Genomic DNA, 20142 nt, shown 5'->3' on the forward strand with positions numbered 1-20142 from the left:
CCGGCACTCCGTAGAATGGTTTCACATGTCTGCCTCCCATAAAAAAAGAAGCAGACGCCCACCTGCATGGTTTTCATGTTCTGGAATGTGCGTATCGCCATTGTCGGTAGACGGCGTTGCACGAACCATATTGAGAAATAGAAAGGGGACCCTCTGTTATCAGAAGGTCCCCTTTTTCCGGACTAATTGAACTGGATTCCAGCCTGACTGAACGGCCAGTAGCGGATATCCACCTTTCCGACGACCGTATCCTCCGGTACAAATCCGAAATAGCGGCTGTCCAGACTGTCTCTGCGATTATCCCCCATCACGAACAAATGACCTTCGGGCACCGTCGCTGAGCCGGTCGCTTCCTCCAGCGTAAAATCCTCAGTAAATGGAAGACCATCATTCGGACGAAGATCATCAAGATAACTTTCTTCCAAAAGTACGCCGTTCACATAAAGCTGATCATTCTTAAACTCTATTTCATCGCCGGGAATGCCGATCACACGTTTCACATAATCTTCTTCTTCATTGGCATGAAACACGATGACCTGCTGCCTGTCTATCTCGCTCCAGTCATATACCGCTTTGTTCACCATCAAGAGGTTGCCGTCATAAAGGGTAGGCTCCATAGACTCCCCATCGACGACATAACTAGCAAATAGGTAGGACCGGAAAACAAACGCCAGCAGAAGGGCAAGCAGGACAGTCCGTATCCATTTCAGGTATTTTTTCATGGTCTGCTCCTCCATGTGTTGGTCTATCAACATTTTACCCGCAATGGAGCGAACTTAACCGTCACGGTGCACCTTCCTCTCTGCCTTCCTCTGAATCCGCCTCTCCAGATATTTTCCAAGAATCCAGAAAAGAAGAATACAGATACCGACAACAATCGATTTCACCGGATTCTGAGCGAAAGAGGCAATACTTGAGCCGACGTAGGAAATGGTGAAAATCATGACCGATTTCCCTAAAAGAACGGCGAGGATAAACTGCTGCCGGCTGACCTTGGACAAGCCGGAAACGACATTAATGACCGCAGATGGCGAAAAAGGAAAGCACATCAGCAGGAACAAAGGTCCAAAGCCGTGCTCCTCCACCCAGACAATCACCCGCTTTACCTGCTTCTGTTTCGTAATGGCCCGGAACGGCTTTTTGTCTCCGAGCCGCCGGATGATGAGAAAGATACTGACAGCACCGATGACCGATCCGATCCACGAATACAAAAATCCCCGGAGCAGCCCGTACACCACCGAATTAGCGAGCACAAAGGCCACTAATGGGAGAAAAGGAAGAAAAGCTTCCAGCAGGGGGAGAAGAATACCGGGAAGCGGCCCGAATCGATCCAGCTCCTCCAGCTGGCGGATGATATAGTCAAACAGCTGATCGTTCTCGGCCAAATGCCGCCATTGATTGATTTTTTCAAATACAACGTCCATGATGAAGCTCCTTATGTACACCTATAAAGAGGGGTTTTCTTTTTATTTTATAGGATAGGTATCCCCTCTGCCCAGTCTGTTTAATCAAGATTTCCCAGTCTTTCCCCCGCTGCCACTTTTAACCTCTTTGGAAAAACAGGTTGCATAAAAAGGATGTCCGCGTGGTATAATACAGAACAAGAACGTTTGTTCGTATTCGGAGGGGAATGATATGAGGTACTTAAAACAGAAAGAATTGAATCTCGCTTCCCGCTACTTGTTTTTATCTATGGCGGTTACGGTCATCAGACAGGACCGGAAACACGTGGAACAGGGGAAATTCAAAATAAAGGAGCCGTACATGGAGCTGCTGGGTAAAATGGAGCTTGAAGCGCGTAAAGAACGAAAAGAACTGAGAAAACAGATGGATGCCATGAAAATCCAGGTTGTGGAGTCCGGACGTAATGATTCCTTCACGTCTTTTCTGTTTCTTGCCCACGGCTATGAGGAAAAGCGGAACTACTTCAATCCGGCCATCCGCAAAAAGGTGGAGAACATTCTTTTCGAGCTTATGAAAAGGTCTCAGCAATCCGTTCCGCCCGCCGCTCAGAAGCAGCCGGCCCACCACGAAAACGGTCTTCGAGAATAACGCGCAGATGAGCGGTGCGCTGCACCTGATTGGCAAACATGCCGTCAGAAACAGGAAAATTGATGGATGTCCCCTGTCCAAACTGGACAGTCGTCGTCTTATCACGCTCACCGTTGAAGGTTCGGATATATTTGTGGGCGACCCAGGAGCACTCTTTTCGTTTCGGGGAAATAATAGGGAAGAAATAAATACCCATCGCTTCGGAGATGACAATCGGAGGTTTATGCGTGTAGCTTGTCAGCTGTTTCGTCCCGGCCATGCGCCCGTCCAGACTGCTGGCGAAATAACGGCAGGAATCATCCACGATCGTACTGGGAGCCGCGTGCACATAGAAGCGTTCCTCCCGCTCCACAACTTCGGTAAAGACTTGTCCATTATCCTGCTGGACAGCAACCAGCGCCATCGTCTTCGGATTGATTTCGTATTCTGTTTTCTGCACATGCGTCATCCACAAACACCCTTTCTTATTTAGACAGCGGTAACCCTCCCTGCAGGTCGATCTTACCGCTTTTCTTCTTCAATTTACCAAAAACCACGAAAAAAGTCTAAACATTCTCAAAAAAATATCCATATCTGCTATACTACAGTTAACAGCCGCTGCCTTCCGGGGAAGCGTCTTTCTTTTCCTCCCCTTTCTGTCCGAAATCCGGATTGAGCAGGGTGAAAACCTCAAGTTCAGGCTGACCTTTCATCACAGGCACCTCATTTCCTCCATTGCAAAGAAAGGAGACTATTCATGTGGAAACGTAAAAAGAAATCTTCGCCAACCAGCAAAAAGCAGACGCTGGAAGTCCGCGATTTGTCGATCCACGATGTCCGTAAAGCCGTCCACGCCTTCGCTGATCACAAACCAGGAGATGTTCCATTGAGTGTCCTCATTAATCAGGACCTGACATTGGATTATGATCTGCTGGCTCCTTATCTCGACGGCCTTCCGGAAAAGAACTACTATATGTCCAGAGAAACCTATGAACTTTTTGAAGAAGACGACCTCGACTTAGCTCAGGACCTGGACCTCGTGCAATATGCCGTGGATCAATACATGAAGCTGACACAGGAGCTTCCCATCATTGATCATGATCCTTATAAACGGATAAATTATTATAAGCTGGAAAAACATGATTTGTTACAGCGCCGCCCAAATCGCGACTTTTATCTCACAGACGAGGAATTTATGATTACCTATAAGAAACCGAAGTGAAAAAGGAGAAAGGAAGGCAAAAAAAAGTGCCAATGCTTCATAGAAGCATTGGCCAAAAGAGACGACTGGTTAACTTTTGAGTGAGGGAATAAATTGTTTGAAAAGTTCTTCTGAGAGGGAAGATTCTTTTCATTACACTCATCAGTAACAAGTTACTGACCCATTCGCGACAACCAATCGCAAACGGTTTGAGATCAATAAGCATCACCGCTTATCTGTTTTTATTGTAATATATCTTCCGCTCATAATCACCGAAAAAAAGTTGCGGTTTCCCGCAACTCCTTGCGTATTTACTAGGAAATGACATTTGACCTTTTACTAGGCGGATTTGATCAGGCTGTCCTGTTCTTCCTTCAACTCTGACTCTTTCCCTTCATAATCCCGCTGCAGAGACTCCAGGTCGACTAGAGAATCGTGCGTCTGTTTTCGAATCTTTCGCACTTCTTCGTGTGATTTCTGGATTTTATCCTGTACAAACAGATCCACAATCAAGCCATCCAGAAAGTAATCAGCAATCGTCCACCCCTCAGATATCCGAAGGTCCGCATGGGTGAATTCCCTAATATCCGCCATTTCGTTTGCAAACTTCCGCAAATGCTGCTGTGCGGTATGTACGGCTTCTTCCGCCTCGTCCATTTTTGAGTGCTTAACAGCTGTGGATAGAAGACCACCGCCGAACATATCGACCATGCCCCAGTTTTCCGCTTTCGTTAAATAGCCGGAAGCGGTTTCCAAGGCTTTATGCGCGTCTTTCCCTGCCTGTATGGCCTCTTCAATTTCCGTCCGCTCAGCTTGGATCTGCGACCGCTGTCCACTTAGTTCCAACAGCCGCTCCCCTCTATCACCTCCGTCGGAGACGAGGGCCTTTTTTCTTTCCTCATAGAGAGAACGATAATGCGTCCGCGCACCGCTCAGCCTCTGCATTCGTTCTTCAACGCTGTGTATTTCCCTTTCGATTTCCTTCCTGGACTTTTCAGCCTCCCGCCATTTGACACCAGCCTCGACCACTTCCTGCTTTTCTTTTTCCATCCGTTCCAGCTTTTGACCGGTAAGGACAACAAACAGATGACTCAAACTGACACGTTCCAGCTTTTCCACATCTTCCTTCTCCTCCTCCAGTTTACGGGCAAAGCGTCCTTCTTTTTCACGCGCCTCCTGAAGCTCATTTTCCAGCTGTCCATGTTCACGTTCTAAACGTTCCATTGTATGCAGGTCCTTCTTGGCTTCCATCAATCGAGATAATTGTTCCTCCATGTTACACTCCTCCTTTCCTTTTTTACGTTCCCCCCCACATGAACGTTTCACCTCCATAAAAAAAGACTGCCGCAAAAGGGAAGGCATTAAAAAAGCCGCTCCGGCTGGGAAGAACCGGAGCGGCCTATCGTTCAAGAGCTTGTCAGCTGCTCTCGTAAATTTTTCCTTAATATTTTCCCTGTCGTGTTTTTCGGCAGTTCATTCAGAAACTCGATACGGGACGGCCACTTGTACTTGGCGAGGCGCCCGCGGCAGAAATCAAGGAGTTCCGCTTCTCCGAGCGACGGGTTTGTGGAAACGACAAAGCTGATCACCGTTTCTCCAAGCTCGGGATGAGGCGCACCGACGACCGCCACTTCAGTAATATCGTCGTGGCTGTATAAAACCTCCTCCACTTCCCGTGGATAGACGTTATAGCCTCCGACAAGAATCATATCTTTTTTCCGGTCCACGATGTAGAAATATCCTTCTTCATCCACCCGGGCCATATCACCGGTATACAGCCAGCCGTCCCGGATCGTGACAGCCGTTTCCTCCGGCATTTTATAATAGCCTTTCATCACATTCGGCCCTTTGACAATCAATTCTCCGACTTCACCGACAGGGACATCCTCCCCCAGTTCATCCACCACGCGATTCTCCACGTTTTTAATGTTTTTCCCAATTGAACCAGCCTTCCTGGGCCGGTCCAGCGGGTTGAAGGCCGTGACCGGAGAAGCTTCCGACAATCCATAGCCTTCCGAAATCCGGACGTGAAACTGCTGTTCAAAGGATTCCAGCAGGGAGACAGGCAGCGATGAGCCTCCGGAAATGGACAACCGCATGTGGCGGAAAGTCTGCACCAGATCTTTCCCTGTCTGCAGCAGATAATTGTACATCGTCGGCACTCCTGCAAACACGGTGGCCTTATGTTCATCAGCTGCAGCAAAAACCTCCTGAGGGGAAAACTTCGGAATGACGAGGATGGTTCCTCCATTCATAAGCGGCGCATTCAAACAGACGGTCAGGCAGAAAACATGAAACATCGGCAGCGTGGCAATCACCCGGTCATCAGAGGAAAACTCCAGATAATCCGCCACATCAACGGCGTTGGAATACAAATTCTTCTGAGTCAGCATCGCGCCTTTAGGCTTCCCGGTCGTACCGGAGGTATACAGGATGACCCCGATATCCTCTTCCTCAAGTGCCGGACCCTCAAAGGTCGGGCTTCCTTCCTCTACTGCATTTGTAAACGATTTCATTTTTGAGGACAATGAAGAAGCGGATAAATCGATGCCGCTGTTTGTATCAGCAGCAAAATAATGATCCACATCATTCTGGTGATCCAGATGTTCAAAGACTTCCAACAGGACATCCATCGTAATCACAGCTTTGACGTCCCCGTTTTTTAAAATATAGCCCATTTCTGATGCTGTATAGGTCGGATTGATCGGAATAACGGTTGTTCCAGCACGCAGAGCTCCGTACAAGCCGATCATATACAGCGGGGTGTTCCCACTTACCAAAGCCACATGGTCCCCTTTTCCATACCCAAGCCTGGACAACGTTGAAGCGAATTTCGTTACGGACGCATCGAACTCTCTATAGCTGACCGAATGACCTTGAAAAATATAGGCATCCTTATCAGGGTTTTCTTGAGCCGTCAGCATCAGCTGTCCGCTTAAATTCATACATGTTCCCCCTCATTATGAATGAATAGTCATTCACTACTTGTATTTTCTAATTAATTATAAAATACTGAAAACTTTTTGGCAACTTATGTCTAAACCTGAAAGATCAAAAACCCGGCCACACCTGCCGTGAGACCGGGTTTTCATTAATATAGGATGTTTAGAAAGTCTTCTTTTGATATTTTCCCAAGGTAATAGGAGATATCCACTTCATCCAGGGCTTCAGAGATCGCCTGACGCTCGTACCTGCATCCAATCAATGTATCCTCAATGACATGAATATCACCGACACCAAAGAAATCTCCAAACACTTTCGCGTTCTTAATGGTCCCTTTGGCTACGTCAAGACGGACGTCATAACTCCCTGCTCCTTCAATCCGCTTGGTATGCTGAATGTTGAACTTCGGAGAACGTCCGTAGTTCCAGTCCCAGTTTTTATAGCGCTCATCGGCGAGCTTATGGATGTTGTCCCAGTCTTCTGCTGTCAGCTTATACTGCGGAACATCCTTCACATCCTCCACATCAAAAATGTAGCGCAGGATCAGCTGTTTAAATTCCTCCATGGAAATCGGTTCTTCGAGGAATTCAGAGATATTCGCGACACGGCTGCGGATCGATTTGATCCCCTTGGATTTGATCTTTTCCGTTTTCACATTTAATGCAGATACGACGTTTTCAATTTCAGAATCCAACATCAACGTCCCATGGCTGAACATCCGGCCGCGTGTAGAGAACTGGGCGTTACCGGAAATTTTCCGTCCATCCTCTGCCGTGATGTCATTCCGACCGGACAACTCCGCGTTCACGCCGAGTTTCTTCAAGGCTTCCGTCACCGGCTTTGTAAATTTAGCAAAGTCATGGAAGCTGTCTCCATCATCCTTCGTAATAAAACTGAAATTCAAGTTTCCGAGATCATGGTAGACAGCGCCTCCGCCGGACAGGCGGCGCACAACATGAATGCCGTGATCCTCTACGTAATTGGTGTTGATTTCCTCCACCGTGTTTTGGTTTTTTCCTATGATGATGGACGGTTCATTGATATAGAACAGTAAATACGTTTCATTAATATCGAGATTCTTTAAGGCGTACTCTTCAATCGCCAGGTTAATTCTAGGATCATTAATTCCTTCATGATCTATAAACAGCATCACTTTCATCCTTTCCAGTCCTTATTCCATGTACCATTGTAATCGTTTAGATAAGGAGAAACAATCTATTTACTCCAGGATAAACCTTCCTCCGCCAGCTGTATGGTGCCTTGAAAAACATCCTGGGCTTCCTGGCGGAGACGGGTGGGATCGCCGAAATGCGGAAGGTGGCTGAGCCAGAGCGTATCCACTCCCGCATCACGGGCAATGGACGCGGCTTCGGTACTCGTCATATGGCCCGGCCCTCTTCCATCCATCCCATGGTAGAAGTTGGTGTCTGTAATCAACAGATCTGCGTTTTCAGCAAAAGTCCCCCACTCTTTCAAATAACTGGTGTCCGCTGTATAAACGACGGTGTTGTCCCCATCACTGATCCGCATACCATAACAAGGAACAGGGTGGGCTGTTTTTTGGAAATCGATGATGAAAGGTCCAAGTTTGAGCGTTTCTTCAGGATCGTACCCGATGCCTTCCGTATACTGATGACTCAGCCGCTCAAACTGCTGCTTATCCTCCTGATGACCGTATATATACAGCTTCCGGTTCGTTTCCTGCAGGGTGTTCTGCACGAGCATCGCATACTGAAGCGGTCCGATGTCCGCAACATGGTCGTGGTGATAGTGGGACAGAAGAACCCCGTCAAGATCTGTAACTTTCTTATACTGCTGCAGTCGTGATAAAACACCACTGCCACAATCCACAAGCAGCGTAAATCCATCCTTCTCAAACAAGTAACCGGAGGTCGCACTTCCTGCTGCAGGGTAGGCTCCCCAATAACCGATAATGGTAACCTTCACATCATCCACTCCTTTTGTAAAAAAATTCTGCCTATTTTTGTTTTGTTTTATAACAGATGGTTGATTTCTGAATATTGTTATAATACAATGGTTTTACATTAAAAATACTTGGAGGCGATTTACCATGATGAATGTTCTTGAGTTTTTCCGTAACCTGCCGAAAAAGCACTGTGCTCAATGTGGAAATGTCATTCAGGAAAAAGCCGACTGTTATGGTAATGTTTGCGACGACTGCGATCACCCTGCCCGTTAATTCCAGTATTCCACAAAAATCCATAGAAAGAACCTCTGATTTCAAGCAGCTGCTCCCAGCTGCTTTTTTTATTGGTTCCATAAAAAAAAGCCATCCGTAGAAAATCTACTGAATGGCTGCCTCTCTTCGTTTCGTTGAATTTCTTAGCAGAAGCTGATGGGGATAGACATACCGCTTAGGGGCGATGGCACCGGGATGGAGGAGCTGCTGGATGAGCACTTCCACCGTCTTATCGGCCATCTGTATAACCGGCTGCTGGATGGTCGTCACCGACGGTACCATGAGCAGCGAAACCATCTGATTATCAAACCCTACCACTGCAAGATCCTCCGGCACCTGCCAGTCCGAGGAGGATGCTTCATAGATCAATCCGGCCGCCACTTCATCTGATCCTGTAAACACCCCGTCAATATAAGGAAATTCGCTTCGGATGAGATGAAAGACCTTCTGTCCGTCACTCACATCTATCGCCCAGTCAATATTAATCTCCTCGAGAAAAGGTCGTCCATATTCTTCTAAAGCCTCCAGAAATCCCTGTTTCCTCATGGCTCCCAAATGACTTTCCGGCCCTCCACTCGCGTAGGCTATATGTTTACATCCCTGCTCCAGCAGATGAACAGCAGCTTCGTAGGCGGCTGTTTTATGATCCATATGAATCATTGGAATCGAAGCGTCCTCCATATACTCATTGCAGAACACAATCGGGCCGGACTCCAGATAAGGTTCGACATCCTTCCAGTCATTAACAAGGGAAGCCATGATCACACCATCCACCTGCTTCGTTTTCAGCAGCTGCAGATAGTCGATTTCTTTTTTGCTGGAATGATGGGTCTGGCAGACGATCACCTGATATCCCCATTCGGATGCTTTCTGCTCCATCGCTTCGATTAAGTTTCCGAAGAATGGGTTCGTAATTCGAGGCAGCAGAACTGCTATGGTTTCTGTTTTTTGACTGCGCAGGCGGCGCGCAGATGAATTGGGGACATACCCCAGGTCCTTCATGGCCTGGACGATTCGCTGCCGCTTTTCTTCAGTCACGTATGGCTGATCATTTATGACGCGGGACACCGTCGTCCTTGATAACCCAGCCAATTTCGCTACATCTTCAATCGTAGCCATATTCATTTCCCCCCTGATGCATTTTGAAAACGTTTCCAATTATTATCATACTAAGCTTTGTCGTTTCATGCAAGCCCTTTCATACAGTTGTAAGCTTCTTTCACCCCGGCGTGAATAAAAAAAAGCCCCCCGTCGACCGGGGAGCTCCTCTGATGTTTCTTTGATTTATACAAAAAGATGTTTCAGGACTTTATCCACAGCCGCTTCTCCCTGATCAATGCAGTCAGGAAGACCGATGCCGCGGTAGGAACCACCGGCCAGATATAGGCCTGGCAGTTTCTTTTCCATGGCCGCTGTAATATTCTCCAGTTTTTCCTTATGGCCCACTTTATACTGAGGCATTGCATCATGCCAGCGCGTCACAACGGAAAAATCCGGTTTATCGGTAATGTTCATCGTTTTATTCAAATCTTTCAAAACGATCTCCTGGATTTCTTCATCCGTCTTCGTGACGATTTCCTGGTCTGAGGGCTTCCCGACATAACACCGGAGAAGCACTTTTCCATCAGGCGTCGAATGCGGCCATTTTTTATGGGTCCATGTACAAGCGGTGATACGGAAGTCGCTGTTCCTCGACACGACAAAGCCTGTACCGTCAATATCCTTTTTAACAGCTGAGGCATCAAAAGCCATCGCTACGTTGGCAACAGATGTAGCATTGGTTTCCTTGAACGGTTCAAGAAAATCATAGTGGGACAGCATCCGCTGAACAGCGAAATGAGGGACGGCCATAATGACAGCGTCCGCCTCTTTCACTGTTCCATTGCTGAGCATCAGCTGATAGCCATCGTCCTGCTTTTCAATGTGATTCACCTTGATACCTGTCTGTACCGTACCCGGATGCAGCTGTTCCTCGACCGCATCAACCAGAGAACTGAGCCCGTGTTTAAGCGTGCGGAACATGCTCGGTTTCTTTTCTCCTTTTTTCCGCTTTGGAATCGAAGTGGTCCGGCGGAGTCCTTTGATCAGGCTGCCGTGCTCCTGCTCCATCTCGTAAAACTGCGGGAAAGTCGCCTTCAGGCTGAGCTGGTCGATATCCCCGGCATAAATGCCGGATAAAAGCGGCTCAATCAGGTTTTCGACCACTTGATTACCGAGCCGGCGGCGGAAGAAAAGTCCGAGTGACTGATCCCCCTCCACTGTCTTTTTGGACTTCACAAGATCCATCGACGCCCTGATTTTCCCTGCCGGCGTAAACAACCCTGAAAAAAGGAAAGGACGGATACGGGTAGGAATTCCCATGTAGGATCCTGCCGGCATCTTGTGAAGTCGTCCATTGACTAAAATGTAGGACTGACCGGTCCCATTGGGAACGAGCTCTTCCCCCAGCCCCACTTCACGGGCCAGGCGTCCGGCGCTTTCCTTCCGTTCAAGAAAGGAGTCGGGACCGCGTTCAATCGTGAACCCGTCCCTTTTCACGGTTTCTATTTTACCGCCCAGACGACTGCCGGCTTCTATGAGTGACACATCGAGAGGGATGTCTTTTTCGGCTGCTTTTTTTTGAAGATAATAGGCGGAGGTCAATCCGGAGATGCCCCCGCCTATAACTACGACTTGTTTTCGTTCCCCCATCGTCTTACTGCTCTTTCGCTTTATTCAGAACGACATCGGCAAGAGTGTCGATGAACTGTGGATGCGTGTTCGGCATTTCAGGACGGTAATAGCCTGCTCCGATTTCATCGCAGACAACTTTGCATTCGTAGTCGTTGTCATAAAGAACTTCCAGGTGGTCGGAAACGAAGCCGACCGGCGCATACACAAAGGTGGTGTACCCTTTGTCATGATAAAGATCACGGGTAAGGTCCTGTACGTCCGGACCGATCCATGGATCTGGTGTATTTCCTTCACTCTGCCAGCCGATTTCGTAATTGGTCACTCCAGCAGCTTCTGCAATCAGATCCGCTGTTTTCTTCAACTGATCCGGATATGGATCGCCGCCTTCCAAAATCTTCATCGGCAGACTGTGCGCCGATACGATCAGGCAGCTGTTCTCTTTTTCCGCTTCGTCCATTTTGCCGTATTCCGCTTCCAGGGCCTGCTTCCAGTAGTCAATAAAGCCCGGTGCATCGTACCAGCTTTCCACAGAACGGATCGTGATGCCATGCTTGTCCGCTTCTTCTTTCGCACGTCCATTATAGGATTTCACGCTGTACGTGGAATAATGAGGAGCAAGCACAATGGAAACCGCTTCGTCAATGCCGTCTTCAGCCATCTGTGCCACCGCATCTTCCACAAACGGTTCAATGTGCTTTAAGCCAAGGTACATGTGAAATTCAATATCGTCCTGTTTTTCATTCAATGCGTTCTTCACTGCTTCCGCCTGATCATCAGTGATCCGGGCCAGTGGAGAAATGCCTCCGATGGCATCATAACGATCACGCAGATCCTGAAGAAGCTCATCCGATGGTTTTCTGCCCCGGCGGATGTGTGTGTAATAACGCTCCAAATCTTCTTCTTTATAAGGAGTTCCATAAGCCATTACTAAAAGTCCCATTTTTTTCTGTGCCATGCTGCTTCACCTCTTAGTTCTTTTTTGAGTATGTGTGGATTAAATTGGTCAAACGCTTCAACGTTTCCGGTTTGATATCCGGAGTCACACCATGTCCAAGATTAAAGATGTGGGACGGATGCTTCCTTCCCTCATCAATGATCCGTTTGGCACGCTCTTCAATGACGTCCCAGTCGGATAATAGAATCGTCGGATCCAGGTTTCCCTGCAGCGGTTTCGTCACCCCTGCGTTTCTTGCTTCCGTAATCGACATTCTCCAATCCAGACCGATGACATCGACAGGAAGATCATCCCATTCGTGAATCAAATGACCAGCTCCGACGCCGAAGGTAATCAACGGAACATTTTCCTCCTTCAGTTCAGAAAAGATCCGCTGCATCACCGGTTTGATAAATGTCCGGTAATCTTCAACGTTCAGGGAGCCCACCCACGAATCGAAAATCTGGATGGCTTCGGCTCCGGCTGCCACCTGAGCTTTTACATATTCGATCACCATATCAGCAAGCTTATCCATGAGAGCAAACCATGTCATCGGCTCACTGTACATCAATGATTTAGTTTTGCTGTAGTTCTTGGAAGGTCCGCCTTCAATCATATAACTCGCCAATGTGAAAGGCGCACCACTGAATCCGATCAACGGAACCGTCAACTGTTCTTTCGTAAGCAGACGAATGGTATCCAAAACATAAGGAACATCTGCTTCCGGATCAATGGTTCCAAGCTTTAGAATGTCGTCCTTCGAGCGGACTGGATTATGGATGACGGGACCGACCCCTTTTTTGATCTCCACATCCACACCAATCGCCGGAAGGGGGGACATAATATCCTTATACAGAATGGCGGCGTCCACCCCGTACTGCTCGACAGGCAGACGTGTGACGTAGGCGCACAATTCCGGTTCATGAGTGATCTCAAACAATGAGTATTTCTCTTTTAATTTGCGGTACTCAGGCTGTGACCGTCCGGCCTGACGCATAAACCATACGGGTGTATGATCGGTTTCTTCACCGCGGAAAGCTCTCAATATTGTGTCATTCTCAATTTTCTTCATGAATAAGACTCCTTTTTAACGTTCATCAACGACCCGTTTTCAACTATAACATTTATCGGAAAACCATGTCGCTGTATAAGTGGTTTGTCACGATTTTGTACGATTTTAAAAGTCCCAGTTCAGACGGACGGAATTGGACGGCTGTCCTTCTTTACCTGTAAGCGGGTCGGTTGGGACGATGTAGTAGCGGGTCTCATCAAAAACGCTGAACGCACTGATGCGGAACTCCCCTTTGCCGGTCACTTCCCCGACTTTCACATCTTCTCCCTCTTCTTCCCTGAAAATACGGTAAATAATCCGCTCATCCTCCGGTATGCTCCACGTAATCGTTCCGCGCAGCGTAGCAAGTCCTCCCAGGTTGAGAGTGGCCTCTGCATCTGTAATCACAGGAAGGGCAACAGGATCAGGAAGATTTTCCACCCCTTCCGGTTGTTCGAACGCCGCGCCAAGCTCCTGCTGCTGGTCCACCTTTGTTAAGATGCGTTTCATCATGCGGGCGGGGTACGCGCTGCTGCCTTCCAGGCGGCTGTCTTCTCCATTCGAGTCATAGCCCATCCAGAGAGCTCCGGCATATTCCGGGGTGTAACCGGCAAACCAGACATCTGTATCCTGCTGGGTTCCGGTTTTACCAGCTAATGCTTTTGAATAGTCGCCGGAGCTTGCGGTTCCATCCTCGACGACCGTCTGCAGAATTTCCGTCAAATACCAGGATGTCTGGGCATCAAACACCTGCACCTCTTCGGGTGTATGTTCATGGATGACCTGTTCATCCCTGTCTAAAATCTGCTTAATGGTATAGCTGTCTTTTTTTACCCCTGATTGTGCGAGCGCCCCGTAAGCTTCTGCCATCTGAAGAGGTGTAAAGCCTTCAGAAAGACCGCCTAAGGCAATAGCGAGCCCTTCATCATTTGTAGAAAGGCCAAGCTTGTCTAAATACGTTTTCGCATAAGGGATGCCGATCTGGTCAAGCAGCCACACCGCCGACACGTTCTTGGATTCCACAAGGGCTTCGTAGAGCGACACCTGCCCTTCATACTCATCGTTGTAGTTTGCTGGGTTGAAATCACCAAAGGCCTGCCGTTCATCCGACAGCAGGGAGTATGGATCATATTCATCCATCATGAGCGCCGGGCCGTAGACGGCAAACGGTTTGATCGTTGATGCCGGCGGTTGTTCAGCAAGGACACGGTTAAAGTCACCGTGCACATAATCCCGTCCGCCGACAGCAGCAGCGATGGCTCCTGTCCGGTGATCGGTAATCGTCAGCGCCCCTTCCACCGGGCCCGCGGTTCCGGGAATGTATTCGCCGGATTTCATTTCTCCAGCTGCGATTTTTTGAATCACCGGATCCATCTCGACGATGATCCGGTAGCCGCCCCGCTTCAGTTCATCACGGGAAATGTGATACTTATCGGCCGCTTCCTGGATAACCAGATCGACGTAACTATTGGACCACGTTTCCTCTGTATCTGCTTCTCTTTCCACAGCTAATGTCGTGCCCTGCATCTGTTTCATGGCAGCCGCATCAATGCTTCCTACATCATACATCCGTGCCAGCACAACGTTCCTGCGCTCTTCGGCCGCCTCCGGATTTTCAAAAGGAGAGTAGGTATTCGGCGCTTTCGGAAGCCCTGCCAAAAGCGCGCCTTGAGCAATGGTGAGATCCGAGACAGAAGCTTGGAAATAGTGTTGGGAAGCGGCTTCAATTCCGTACGTTCCCTCCCCGAAATAAATCCGGTTCAAATAAAGCTCCAAAATTTCGTCTTTCGTGAGATTCCGCTCCAAATAAAGGGCGGCCATCACTTCTTTCGTCTTACGCATCCAAGTCTTTTCATTCGTCAAAAATACATTCTTGGCCAGCTGCTGTGTGATGGTACTGGCTCCTTCCACCTTTTTCATGGCGGCGATATCCTTATACACGGCACGGAGAATCCCTTTGAAGTCCACACCGGCATGCTCGCGGAAGCGGCTGTCTTCCACAGCCGTAAAGGCCACCTGTACATGCTCCGGAATCTGATCTATGCTGACGACCTGCCGGTTTTTCGTATAGATGCGTTCGATCACTTCCCCATCGGCGGTTTCCACTGTCGTCATTTCATCAAGGATCAAATCCTTCTCATTAACGACAAAACGTCCGCCGAAATAAATCGTCATAAAACCTGCAGTCAAGAAAAAGACAAGCAGCCCGAGAGCGAGCAGCGGCCACTTCCATTTCTTCACCCAGGAAGGAAGCTTGTCCCATTGTTTTTTTAGTTTCACTACATCTCGATCCTTTCTGTCGGTTACCTTCCAGCTTGCCACCTTTCAACCCCTATTGATACACTGAACATACCGAAGGAAAGGAGACATCGCCTATGAAAGTTTCAATGACAAGTGGTACACTGGATTACTTAGCTAAACTGCGGGAGCAGCACCCTGACGCCTCCATATTTTATATGCAGGACCAGGATAAAACCCTCGCTTATTATGAAGGAGACGGTCCTTCGATCTTTTCTGAGGGCCGGGATTATGAAACGGTCGACCACGTGGGAGACGTCCAGCCCGGAGGATATGTGGTCATGAATAACATCCCTGTCAGTGAAGAGGGACGCCCGGTCTTTGAAGATCGTTTCAAGCAGCGGGCAGGGAACGTGGAAAACCAGGAAGGTTTCCAGGCCATCCGTATTCTCCGCCCGTTGAAAGGAAATACGTATGTTGTCTTCACCCAGTGGCGGAACCAGCAGGATTTCGAAGACTGGAAGAGTTCCAAATCCTTTGATGATGCCCACAAAAAATCCGGACCGAAACACGCGAAAAAACCTTCCTTTATAGACGGAGACGCCTATATTACGCAGTACCGTATGATTCAGCTTGAAGACTAGCATAGCAAAAGTGAGCGGCACATGCCGCTCACTTTTTTATTCTTCCTCTGATCCATCGAGCACTTCATCCTGGAAAAATTCCTCGAACACCGTTTCCGGCTGCTCTCCAACAAGTCTCGCCTGTTCTTCACCATTTTCATAATGGACGAGTGTCGGTGTTGATTGAATACTGTACGCTGTCCATACATCAAACTCTTTTAAGTTCATTTTCTTCATATCAATATTCATATCCTCCACCATCGGCACAAGCACAGGGGTTGTCCGCTGACAGTGCGGGCAGGTCGGACTGTAGAAATACACGGTAACGGGATCTCCCGATTCGATTTCCTCCTCCAGCTCATCCGGCAGAATCTGATTCTGGTAATTCGGATCGTCCAGCTGGTTGATGGTAGCCTGGTCCAGCTCATCCTTGCCATAAGGATTATCGGCTGTCTTCTGATCATTCTGGTAATTGACGACAATGATAAGGACAACAACGAGAACAGCCAGCACACTGGCGAAAATAATCATGCCTTTTTTCATGAACGATGACTTCCTTCCTTTTTCACTGTAAACACGTGAATGATGAAAATGATGATAAATGCGGTTCCCGCTAAAAACGGAATGGTGATGAAACCGAACAGATTGATGTACTGTCCGCTGCACGGTACAAGACCGCACGAATCACCGGCAGATAAGGCCGGAATTTTCTGAAGGCTGTAATGCCAGGCAGACACACCCATCCCGATTCCGCTCATAAACAGCCCCGGCAGCGCAACCGCCATATCCTTTTTCACAAGGGCCGTTCCATAGATGACAACGAGCGGGTACATGAGAATACGCTGATACCAGCACCATTCACACGGCGGAAAGCCGAGCACCTCTGAAAAAAACAAGCTTCCGGCCACGGCGGTCAAGGACAACGCCCAGATGACAAAGAGCCGGATTTCATGATCCTTCTTCATACAAGTCTCCCTCTCTCTCCTACTTGCCATTATACTAGTGAACCTCTTGAAAACAAAGGATTGATCCTTGGATAAAACGCTCCTACATGACAGGCGTTACGCCTGAACGAGACCTTTCCGATGGGCATAAACAGCCGCCTGCGTCCGGTCCTGCACCTCAAGCTTGCTCAATACATGACTGACGTGGGTTTTAACAGTCTTTATCCCGATATACAGGACGTCACTGATTTCCTGATTCGTCATCCCTTCACCGATGCACTTGAGTACTTCCAGCTCCCGCTTCGTCAAATCGTCATGCAGGGATTTTTCTTTCCGGAAGCGGCTCATCATTTTCGTAGCGACTTTTGGTTCGATCACGTTTTCCCCCGCATAAGCCTTCCGGATGGCATCAGCGATTTCATCGGCCGATGAGGTTTTCAGCATATAGCTGAACGCCCCGGCCTCAAGAGCGGGGAACACCTTTTCATCATCGTAATAGCTCGTCAGAATAATGATCCGGCATTCCTCTGTTTTCATAATTTCCCCGGTGGCTTCAATCCCGGTCCCATCCTCCATGATCAGATCCATGAGGACAACATCCGGCTTCTGCTGTTTAACTACGGCCGCACCGTCTCTTCCACTCGATGCCTCTCCAACAATATCCAGGTCATCTTCTGTACTCAAATAGGCGATGACACCTTTTCGGACGACATCATGATCATCGATGACAACAACACGGATCATCCCAATTCCTCCTTCATTTTACGGCTGACCGGCACACGAAGATCGATGTGCGTTCCCTCTCCTTTTCTCGACCGGAGTGAAAAAAGGCCGCCGATTTCCTCGCACCGCTCCTGCATCGTCTTCAGTCCGTAGGAAGCTTTGTTCCCTTTTTTCTCCTCCACATTAAAACCCGCTCCGTTATCAGATATATGTAAAAAAACTTCCTCTCCATCGCTTGTGCAGGTCATTTTCACTTCATCCGCCCCAGCGTGACGAAGGACGTTGGATAAGGCTTCCTGAACAATTCGGAACAGCTGCTCCTCCATCGTTTCCGTGAGACCTTCCACATCTTCCATATGGATATTAAAATCAATCCGGCATTTCTGCTTCAATTCTTCGATTAAAGCAGCCACCCCTTCATTAAAAGGCTCTCCGGACAAATGGACTGGACGGAGATGCAGCAGCAGGGCTCTCATTTCTGTCTGCGCCTGAAGCGCCATCTGAGTCATTTCCCTCAACTGTTCTTTGGCCCGGACTGGGTCGCGCTCAAAAATTTTTCCGGACGCCTGCGCCATCATGGTCAAGCCGAATAACTGCTGGCTCACGGCGTCATGGAGATCCCGCGCCAGGCGCTGCCTCTCTTCAATGGCCGCTGCCTTATGGGCCGTTCGTGCGAGTTCCCCCTTTTCATCAGCCAGCTTCAAAAGGGCATCCTTCTGCTGCTGCAGCTTTTCACCCAGTGTATTTAATTCATCTCCAAGCCCGGCAATTTCGTCATCTTCCTGAAAGTAAATCCTGGACGATAATTTACCTCTCGCCAGCTGTGTGATCATGGATGAGATATAATCGAGCCGCTGCTTCATATCTCCACTCGAACGAAATCCGGCATACAGCGACACCAGGAAACCGATGCACACATACACGACAGTAAACAGCAGAATCGCCCCTGCTTCCAGCCATACCGGCTCGAACCATACGAAAATGGACAACAGAACAGCAAGCAGCATCATTGTGTTCAAGACAAGTCCATAAAGATGGGAACGGATGAACATATAGCGTACACTGTTTAATTTTTTCAGCACCGCTCTCCCCCCCTTACACCTGAACCACTTTAATGGATCCGGCCGTCAATTCAATCTGAATGGTCAGCTTCCGGCCGGCCTCTTGATAATCCCGTGTTTCATATTGAATGATGCGGTTGATTCCATCCGCCTTCTGACCAGCTACTTTAATATCCCCGGCCCTCACCTTCGCGTCCACACGAAAAGGCACCTGTCTGGGGACGAACATACGGACATCCCCCGCCCAGCCGGCCACACGGATGGGAATATCCTCATCCGGTATGAACGCTTTTGTAAAATCAAATTTGTAATCACTGACGGCGCTCCATACGTTCATAGGTTCCACTTTCCAGTTTTCTTCTGTGAACGAGAAATCCCCGACGGCCATCGTTCTCGATACAGGCAGCGGCTGATCAAAAAATTGCTGATTCCTGTTCCGGCTTCTTCCCCTCATGATTCCGAATCCGATATAAATGAACAGCATCGGCCAGAGCTTCCAAAAATCCCAAAAGCGGAAGGTCATGATTCCGAACCTGTCCAGGATCAGCAGGACAGCAAAAACCGTCAGAAATGAGCCGGCTGTCCAGCTGCCCCCTCTTCTGATATAAGCACTTCCCCACAATTTCAAACCAAGCAGCAGAATGAAAAGCGGATAAATCATTCCCCAGGATAGATTCATTTCCAGGGAAATGATTTCAACATTAGCTAACAAAAGAACAACTCCGGCAGCGATCAAAAGAAAGGCCGCGAGCCCTTTCCCTATCCTCGTATTCATGGCATCACCCTTTTCTCTTACATAATTGATTCGACAAAAACAGGGGAAAACCTTTCCTCCGCTCAGTTTCCCTTCATTCTACCTGTCCGCTCCTCACAAGACACCCCGCTTCAGAAGGGCGCTCATTCCGACTGGAGACGGAATTTTACGTTTAAAGGGAGAGACTGGGGGAAAAATAATGGGTGAGACTAATTTGGAAAGGATGTTGTTGCATGGATGAAAAAATGAAAGCCCTCATTGATGGACTGAACGAAGATCTCGCACACGAATATGCCGCTTCCATTATGTACACCTATAATGCGGCGGTCGTAACAGGACTCTATCGTTCTGTATTGAAGCCGTTTTTCGAAGAGGAAGTCACCGATGAACAGGGGCATGCCTTGTATTTAGCTGAAAAAATCAGCACACTTGGAGGCACACCGACAACAACTCCGGCAGAAGTGAAGCAGCTGAAAGAAGTTCGTCCAATGCTTGAGGAAGCACGCGAAGCAGAGAGACAGACGATTCAGCGTTATGAAGAAAGAAAACAGCAGGCGGAAGAACTGAACCTGACAGAGCTTTCCGTCAAACTTGATGATATGATTTCAGATGAAACCCACCACATGGAAGAAATCAGCCGCCTTCTTCAGGATTCCAGACTGCAGGACTGATCGAAGGCTGTTTTCCAGAAGTATAAAACCCGTCCTATGACTTATCATAGGACGGGTTTTTATGTGAACGAAGAAAAATAGGGAGCGCGTTTCTT

At 48.4% G+C, this 20142-nt stretch carries 22 protein-coding genes; 5 read left to right on the plus strand and 17 right to left on the minus strand.

Features of this window, described 5'->3' with window-relative positions; genetic code table 11:
- Window positions 1-182: 182 nt before the first annotated feature.
- Window positions 183-722: a signal peptidase I gene (gene lepB, locus GLV97_RS12265; RefSeq protein WP_160834877.1), complete on the minus strand. Its 540-nt coding sequence runs from the start codon at window positions 720-722 to the stop codon at window positions 183-185.
- Window positions 723-776: 54 nt separating this feature from the next.
- Complete coding sequence (locus GLV97_RS12270; protein ID WP_160834876.1) at window positions 777-1424, minus strand: TVP38/TMEM64 family protein; 648 nt, start codon at window positions 1422-1424, stop codon at window positions 777-779.
- Window positions 1425-1635: 211 nt separating this feature from the next.
- On the opposite strand from GLV97_RS12270, the gene GLV97_RS12275 reads away from it, so the two are divergent.
- Window positions 1636-2052 carry a hypothetical protein gene (locus tag GLV97_RS12275; protein WP_160834875.1) on the plus strand — a complete coding sequence of 139 codons (417 nt, stop codon included), beginning with the start codon at window positions 1636-1638 and terminating at the stop codon, window positions 2050-2052.
- On the opposite strand, the gene GLV97_RS12280 is transcribed toward GLV97_RS12275, so the two are convergent.
- Complete coding sequence (locus GLV97_RS12280) at window positions 1973-2500, minus strand: competence protein ComK (RefSeq protein ID WP_160834874.1); 528 nt, start codon at window positions 2498-2500, stop codon at window positions 1973-1975. The genes GLV97_RS12275 and GLV97_RS12280 overlap by 80 nt on opposite strands.
- A gap of 288 nt (window positions 2501-2788) precedes the next feature.
- On the opposite strand from GLV97_RS12280, the gene GLV97_RS12285 reads away from it, so the two are divergent.
- Complete coding sequence (locus GLV97_RS12285; RefSeq protein ID WP_160841647.1) at window positions 2789-3253, plus strand: DUF3939 domain-containing protein; 465 nt, start codon at window positions 2789-2791, stop codon at window positions 3251-3253.
- Between the two features lie 318 nt (window positions 3254-3571).
- On the opposite strand, the gene GLV97_RS12290 is transcribed toward GLV97_RS12285, so the two are convergent.
- From GLV97_RS12290 to GLV97_RS12305, 4 genes are all read right to left on the minus strand, one after another.
- Entirely contained in the window at window positions 3572-4507 is a 936-nt protein-coding gene (locus tag GLV97_RS12290; protein ID WP_160889765.1) for a hypothetical protein, read from the minus strand.
- A gap of 131 nt (window positions 4508-4638) precedes the next feature.
- Window positions 4639-6177 (minus strand): fatty acid--CoA ligase family protein, encoded by a 1539-nt coding sequence (locus tag GLV97_RS12295; RefSeq protein WP_160889766.1) that lies wholly within the window; start codon window positions 6175-6177, stop codon window positions 4639-4641.
- Window positions 6178-6323: 146 nt separating this feature from the next.
- The gene (locus GLV97_RS12300; RefSeq protein WP_160836423.1) at window positions 6324-7325 is read right to left on the minus strand and encodes a lipoate--protein ligase; all 1002 of its coding nucleotides are present in this window, start codon (window positions 7323-7325) and stop codon (window positions 6324-6326) included.
- Between the two features lie 65 nt (window positions 7326-7390).
- Window positions 7391-8122 (minus strand): MBL fold metallo-hydrolase, encoded by a 732-nt coding sequence (locus GLV97_RS12305; RefSeq protein WP_160889767.1) that lies wholly within the window; start codon window positions 8120-8122, stop codon window positions 7391-7393.
- A gap of 124 nt (window positions 8123-8246) precedes the next feature.
- Between GLV97_RS12305 and yhfH the strand changes: the two genes are divergently transcribed.
- Complete coding sequence (gene yhfH / locus GLV97_RS12310; protein ID WP_084163219.1) at window positions 8247-8375, plus strand: protein YhfH; 129 nt, start codon at window positions 8247-8249, stop codon at window positions 8373-8375.
- 105 nt (window positions 8376-8480) lie between these two features.
- On the opposite strand, the gene GLV97_RS12315 is transcribed toward yhfH, so the two are convergent.
- From GLV97_RS12315 to GLV97_RS12335, 5 genes are all read right to left on the minus strand, one after another.
- Complete coding sequence (locus tag GLV97_RS12315) at window positions 8481-9494, minus strand: LacI family DNA-binding transcriptional regulator (RefSeq protein ID WP_160834869.1); 1014 nt, start codon at window positions 9492-9494, stop codon at window positions 8481-8483.
- Between the two features lie 165 nt (window positions 9495-9659).
- Window positions 9660-11066, minus strand: a complete 1407-nt coding sequence (gene hemY / locus GLV97_RS12320; protein ID WP_160841650.1) for a protoporphyrinogen oxidase — start codon at window positions 11064-11066, stop codon at window positions 9660-9662.
- Window positions 11067-11070: 4 nt separating this feature from the next.
- Window positions 11071-12003: a ferrochelatase gene (gene hemH / locus GLV97_RS12325; protein ID WP_160889768.1), complete on the minus strand. Its 933-nt coding sequence runs from the start codon at window positions 12001-12003 to the stop codon at window positions 11071-11073.
- Between the two features lie 13 nt (window positions 12004-12016).
- Window positions 12017-13054, minus strand: coding sequence for a uroporphyrinogen decarboxylase (gene hemE, locus GLV97_RS12330; RefSeq protein ID WP_160841652.1), 1038 nt, complete (start codon window positions 13052-13054; stop codon window positions 12017-12019).
- A gap of 105 nt (window positions 13055-13159) precedes the next feature.
- Window positions 13160-15355, minus strand: coding sequence for a PBP1A family penicillin-binding protein (locus tag GLV97_RS12335; protein WP_337194101.1), 2196 nt, complete (start codon window positions 15353-15355; stop codon window positions 13160-13162).
- Between the two features lie 53 nt (window positions 15356-15408).
- Here GLV97_RS12335 and GLV97_RS12340 point away from each other — a divergent pair, with 53 nt between their 5' ends.
- A complete protein-coding gene (locus tag GLV97_RS12340) occupies window positions 15409-15915 on the plus strand; it encodes an antibiotic biosynthesis monooxygenase family protein (protein ID WP_160834865.1) in 507 nt (168 codons plus the stop codon).
- 36 nt (window positions 15916-15951) lie between these two features.
- Here the strand turns inward: GLV97_RS12340 and GLV97_RS12345 are convergent, their stop codons facing one another.
- The 5 genes from GLV97_RS12345 to liaF all read right to left on the minus strand — a co-directional run bounded on the left by GLV97_RS12345 (window position 15952) and on the right by liaF (window position 19397).
- The gene (locus tag GLV97_RS12345; protein ID WP_160889769.1) at window positions 15952-16437 is read right to left on the minus strand and encodes a thioredoxin family protein; all 486 of its coding nucleotides are present in this window, start codon (window positions 16435-16437) and stop codon (window positions 15952-15954) included.
- A complete protein-coding gene (locus GLV97_RS12350; protein WP_160889770.1) occupies window positions 16434-16859 on the minus strand; it encodes a disulfide oxidoreductase in 426 nt (141 codons plus the stop codon). The genes GLV97_RS12345 and GLV97_RS12350 overlap by 4 nt, the downstream gene beginning before the upstream one ends.
- Before the next feature lie 96 nt (window positions 16860-16955).
- A complete protein-coding gene (locus GLV97_RS12355) occupies window positions 16956-17582 on the minus strand; it encodes a response regulator (protein ID WP_160834862.1) in 627 nt (208 codons plus the stop codon).
- Window positions 17579-18643, minus strand: a complete 1065-nt coding sequence (locus GLV97_RS12360; RefSeq protein WP_160889771.1) for a histidine kinase — start codon at window positions 18641-18643, stop codon at window positions 17579-17581. Before GLV97_RS12360 ends, GLV97_RS12355 begins: the two co-directional genes overlap by 4 nt.
- Window positions 18644-18656: 13 nt before the next feature.
- A complete protein-coding gene (gene liaF / locus GLV97_RS12365) occupies window positions 18657-19397 on the minus strand; it encodes a cell wall-active antibiotics response protein LiaF (protein WP_160841656.1) in 741 nt (246 codons plus the stop codon).
- A 212-nt stretch (window positions 19398-19609) separates the two neighbouring features.
- Here liaF and GLV97_RS12370 point away from each other — a divergent pair, with 212 nt between their 5' ends.
- Entirely contained in the window at window positions 19610-20047 is a 438-nt protein-coding gene (locus GLV97_RS12370; RefSeq protein ID WP_160834859.1) for a ferritin-like domain-containing protein, read from the plus strand.
- Window positions 20048-20142: the final 95 nt, after the last annotated feature.

Source organism: Halobacillus litoralis (assembly GCF_009856355.1).
Taxonomy (GTDB): Bacteria; Bacillota; Bacilli; order Bacillales; family Halobacillaceae; genus Halobacillus; species Halobacillus litoralis_B.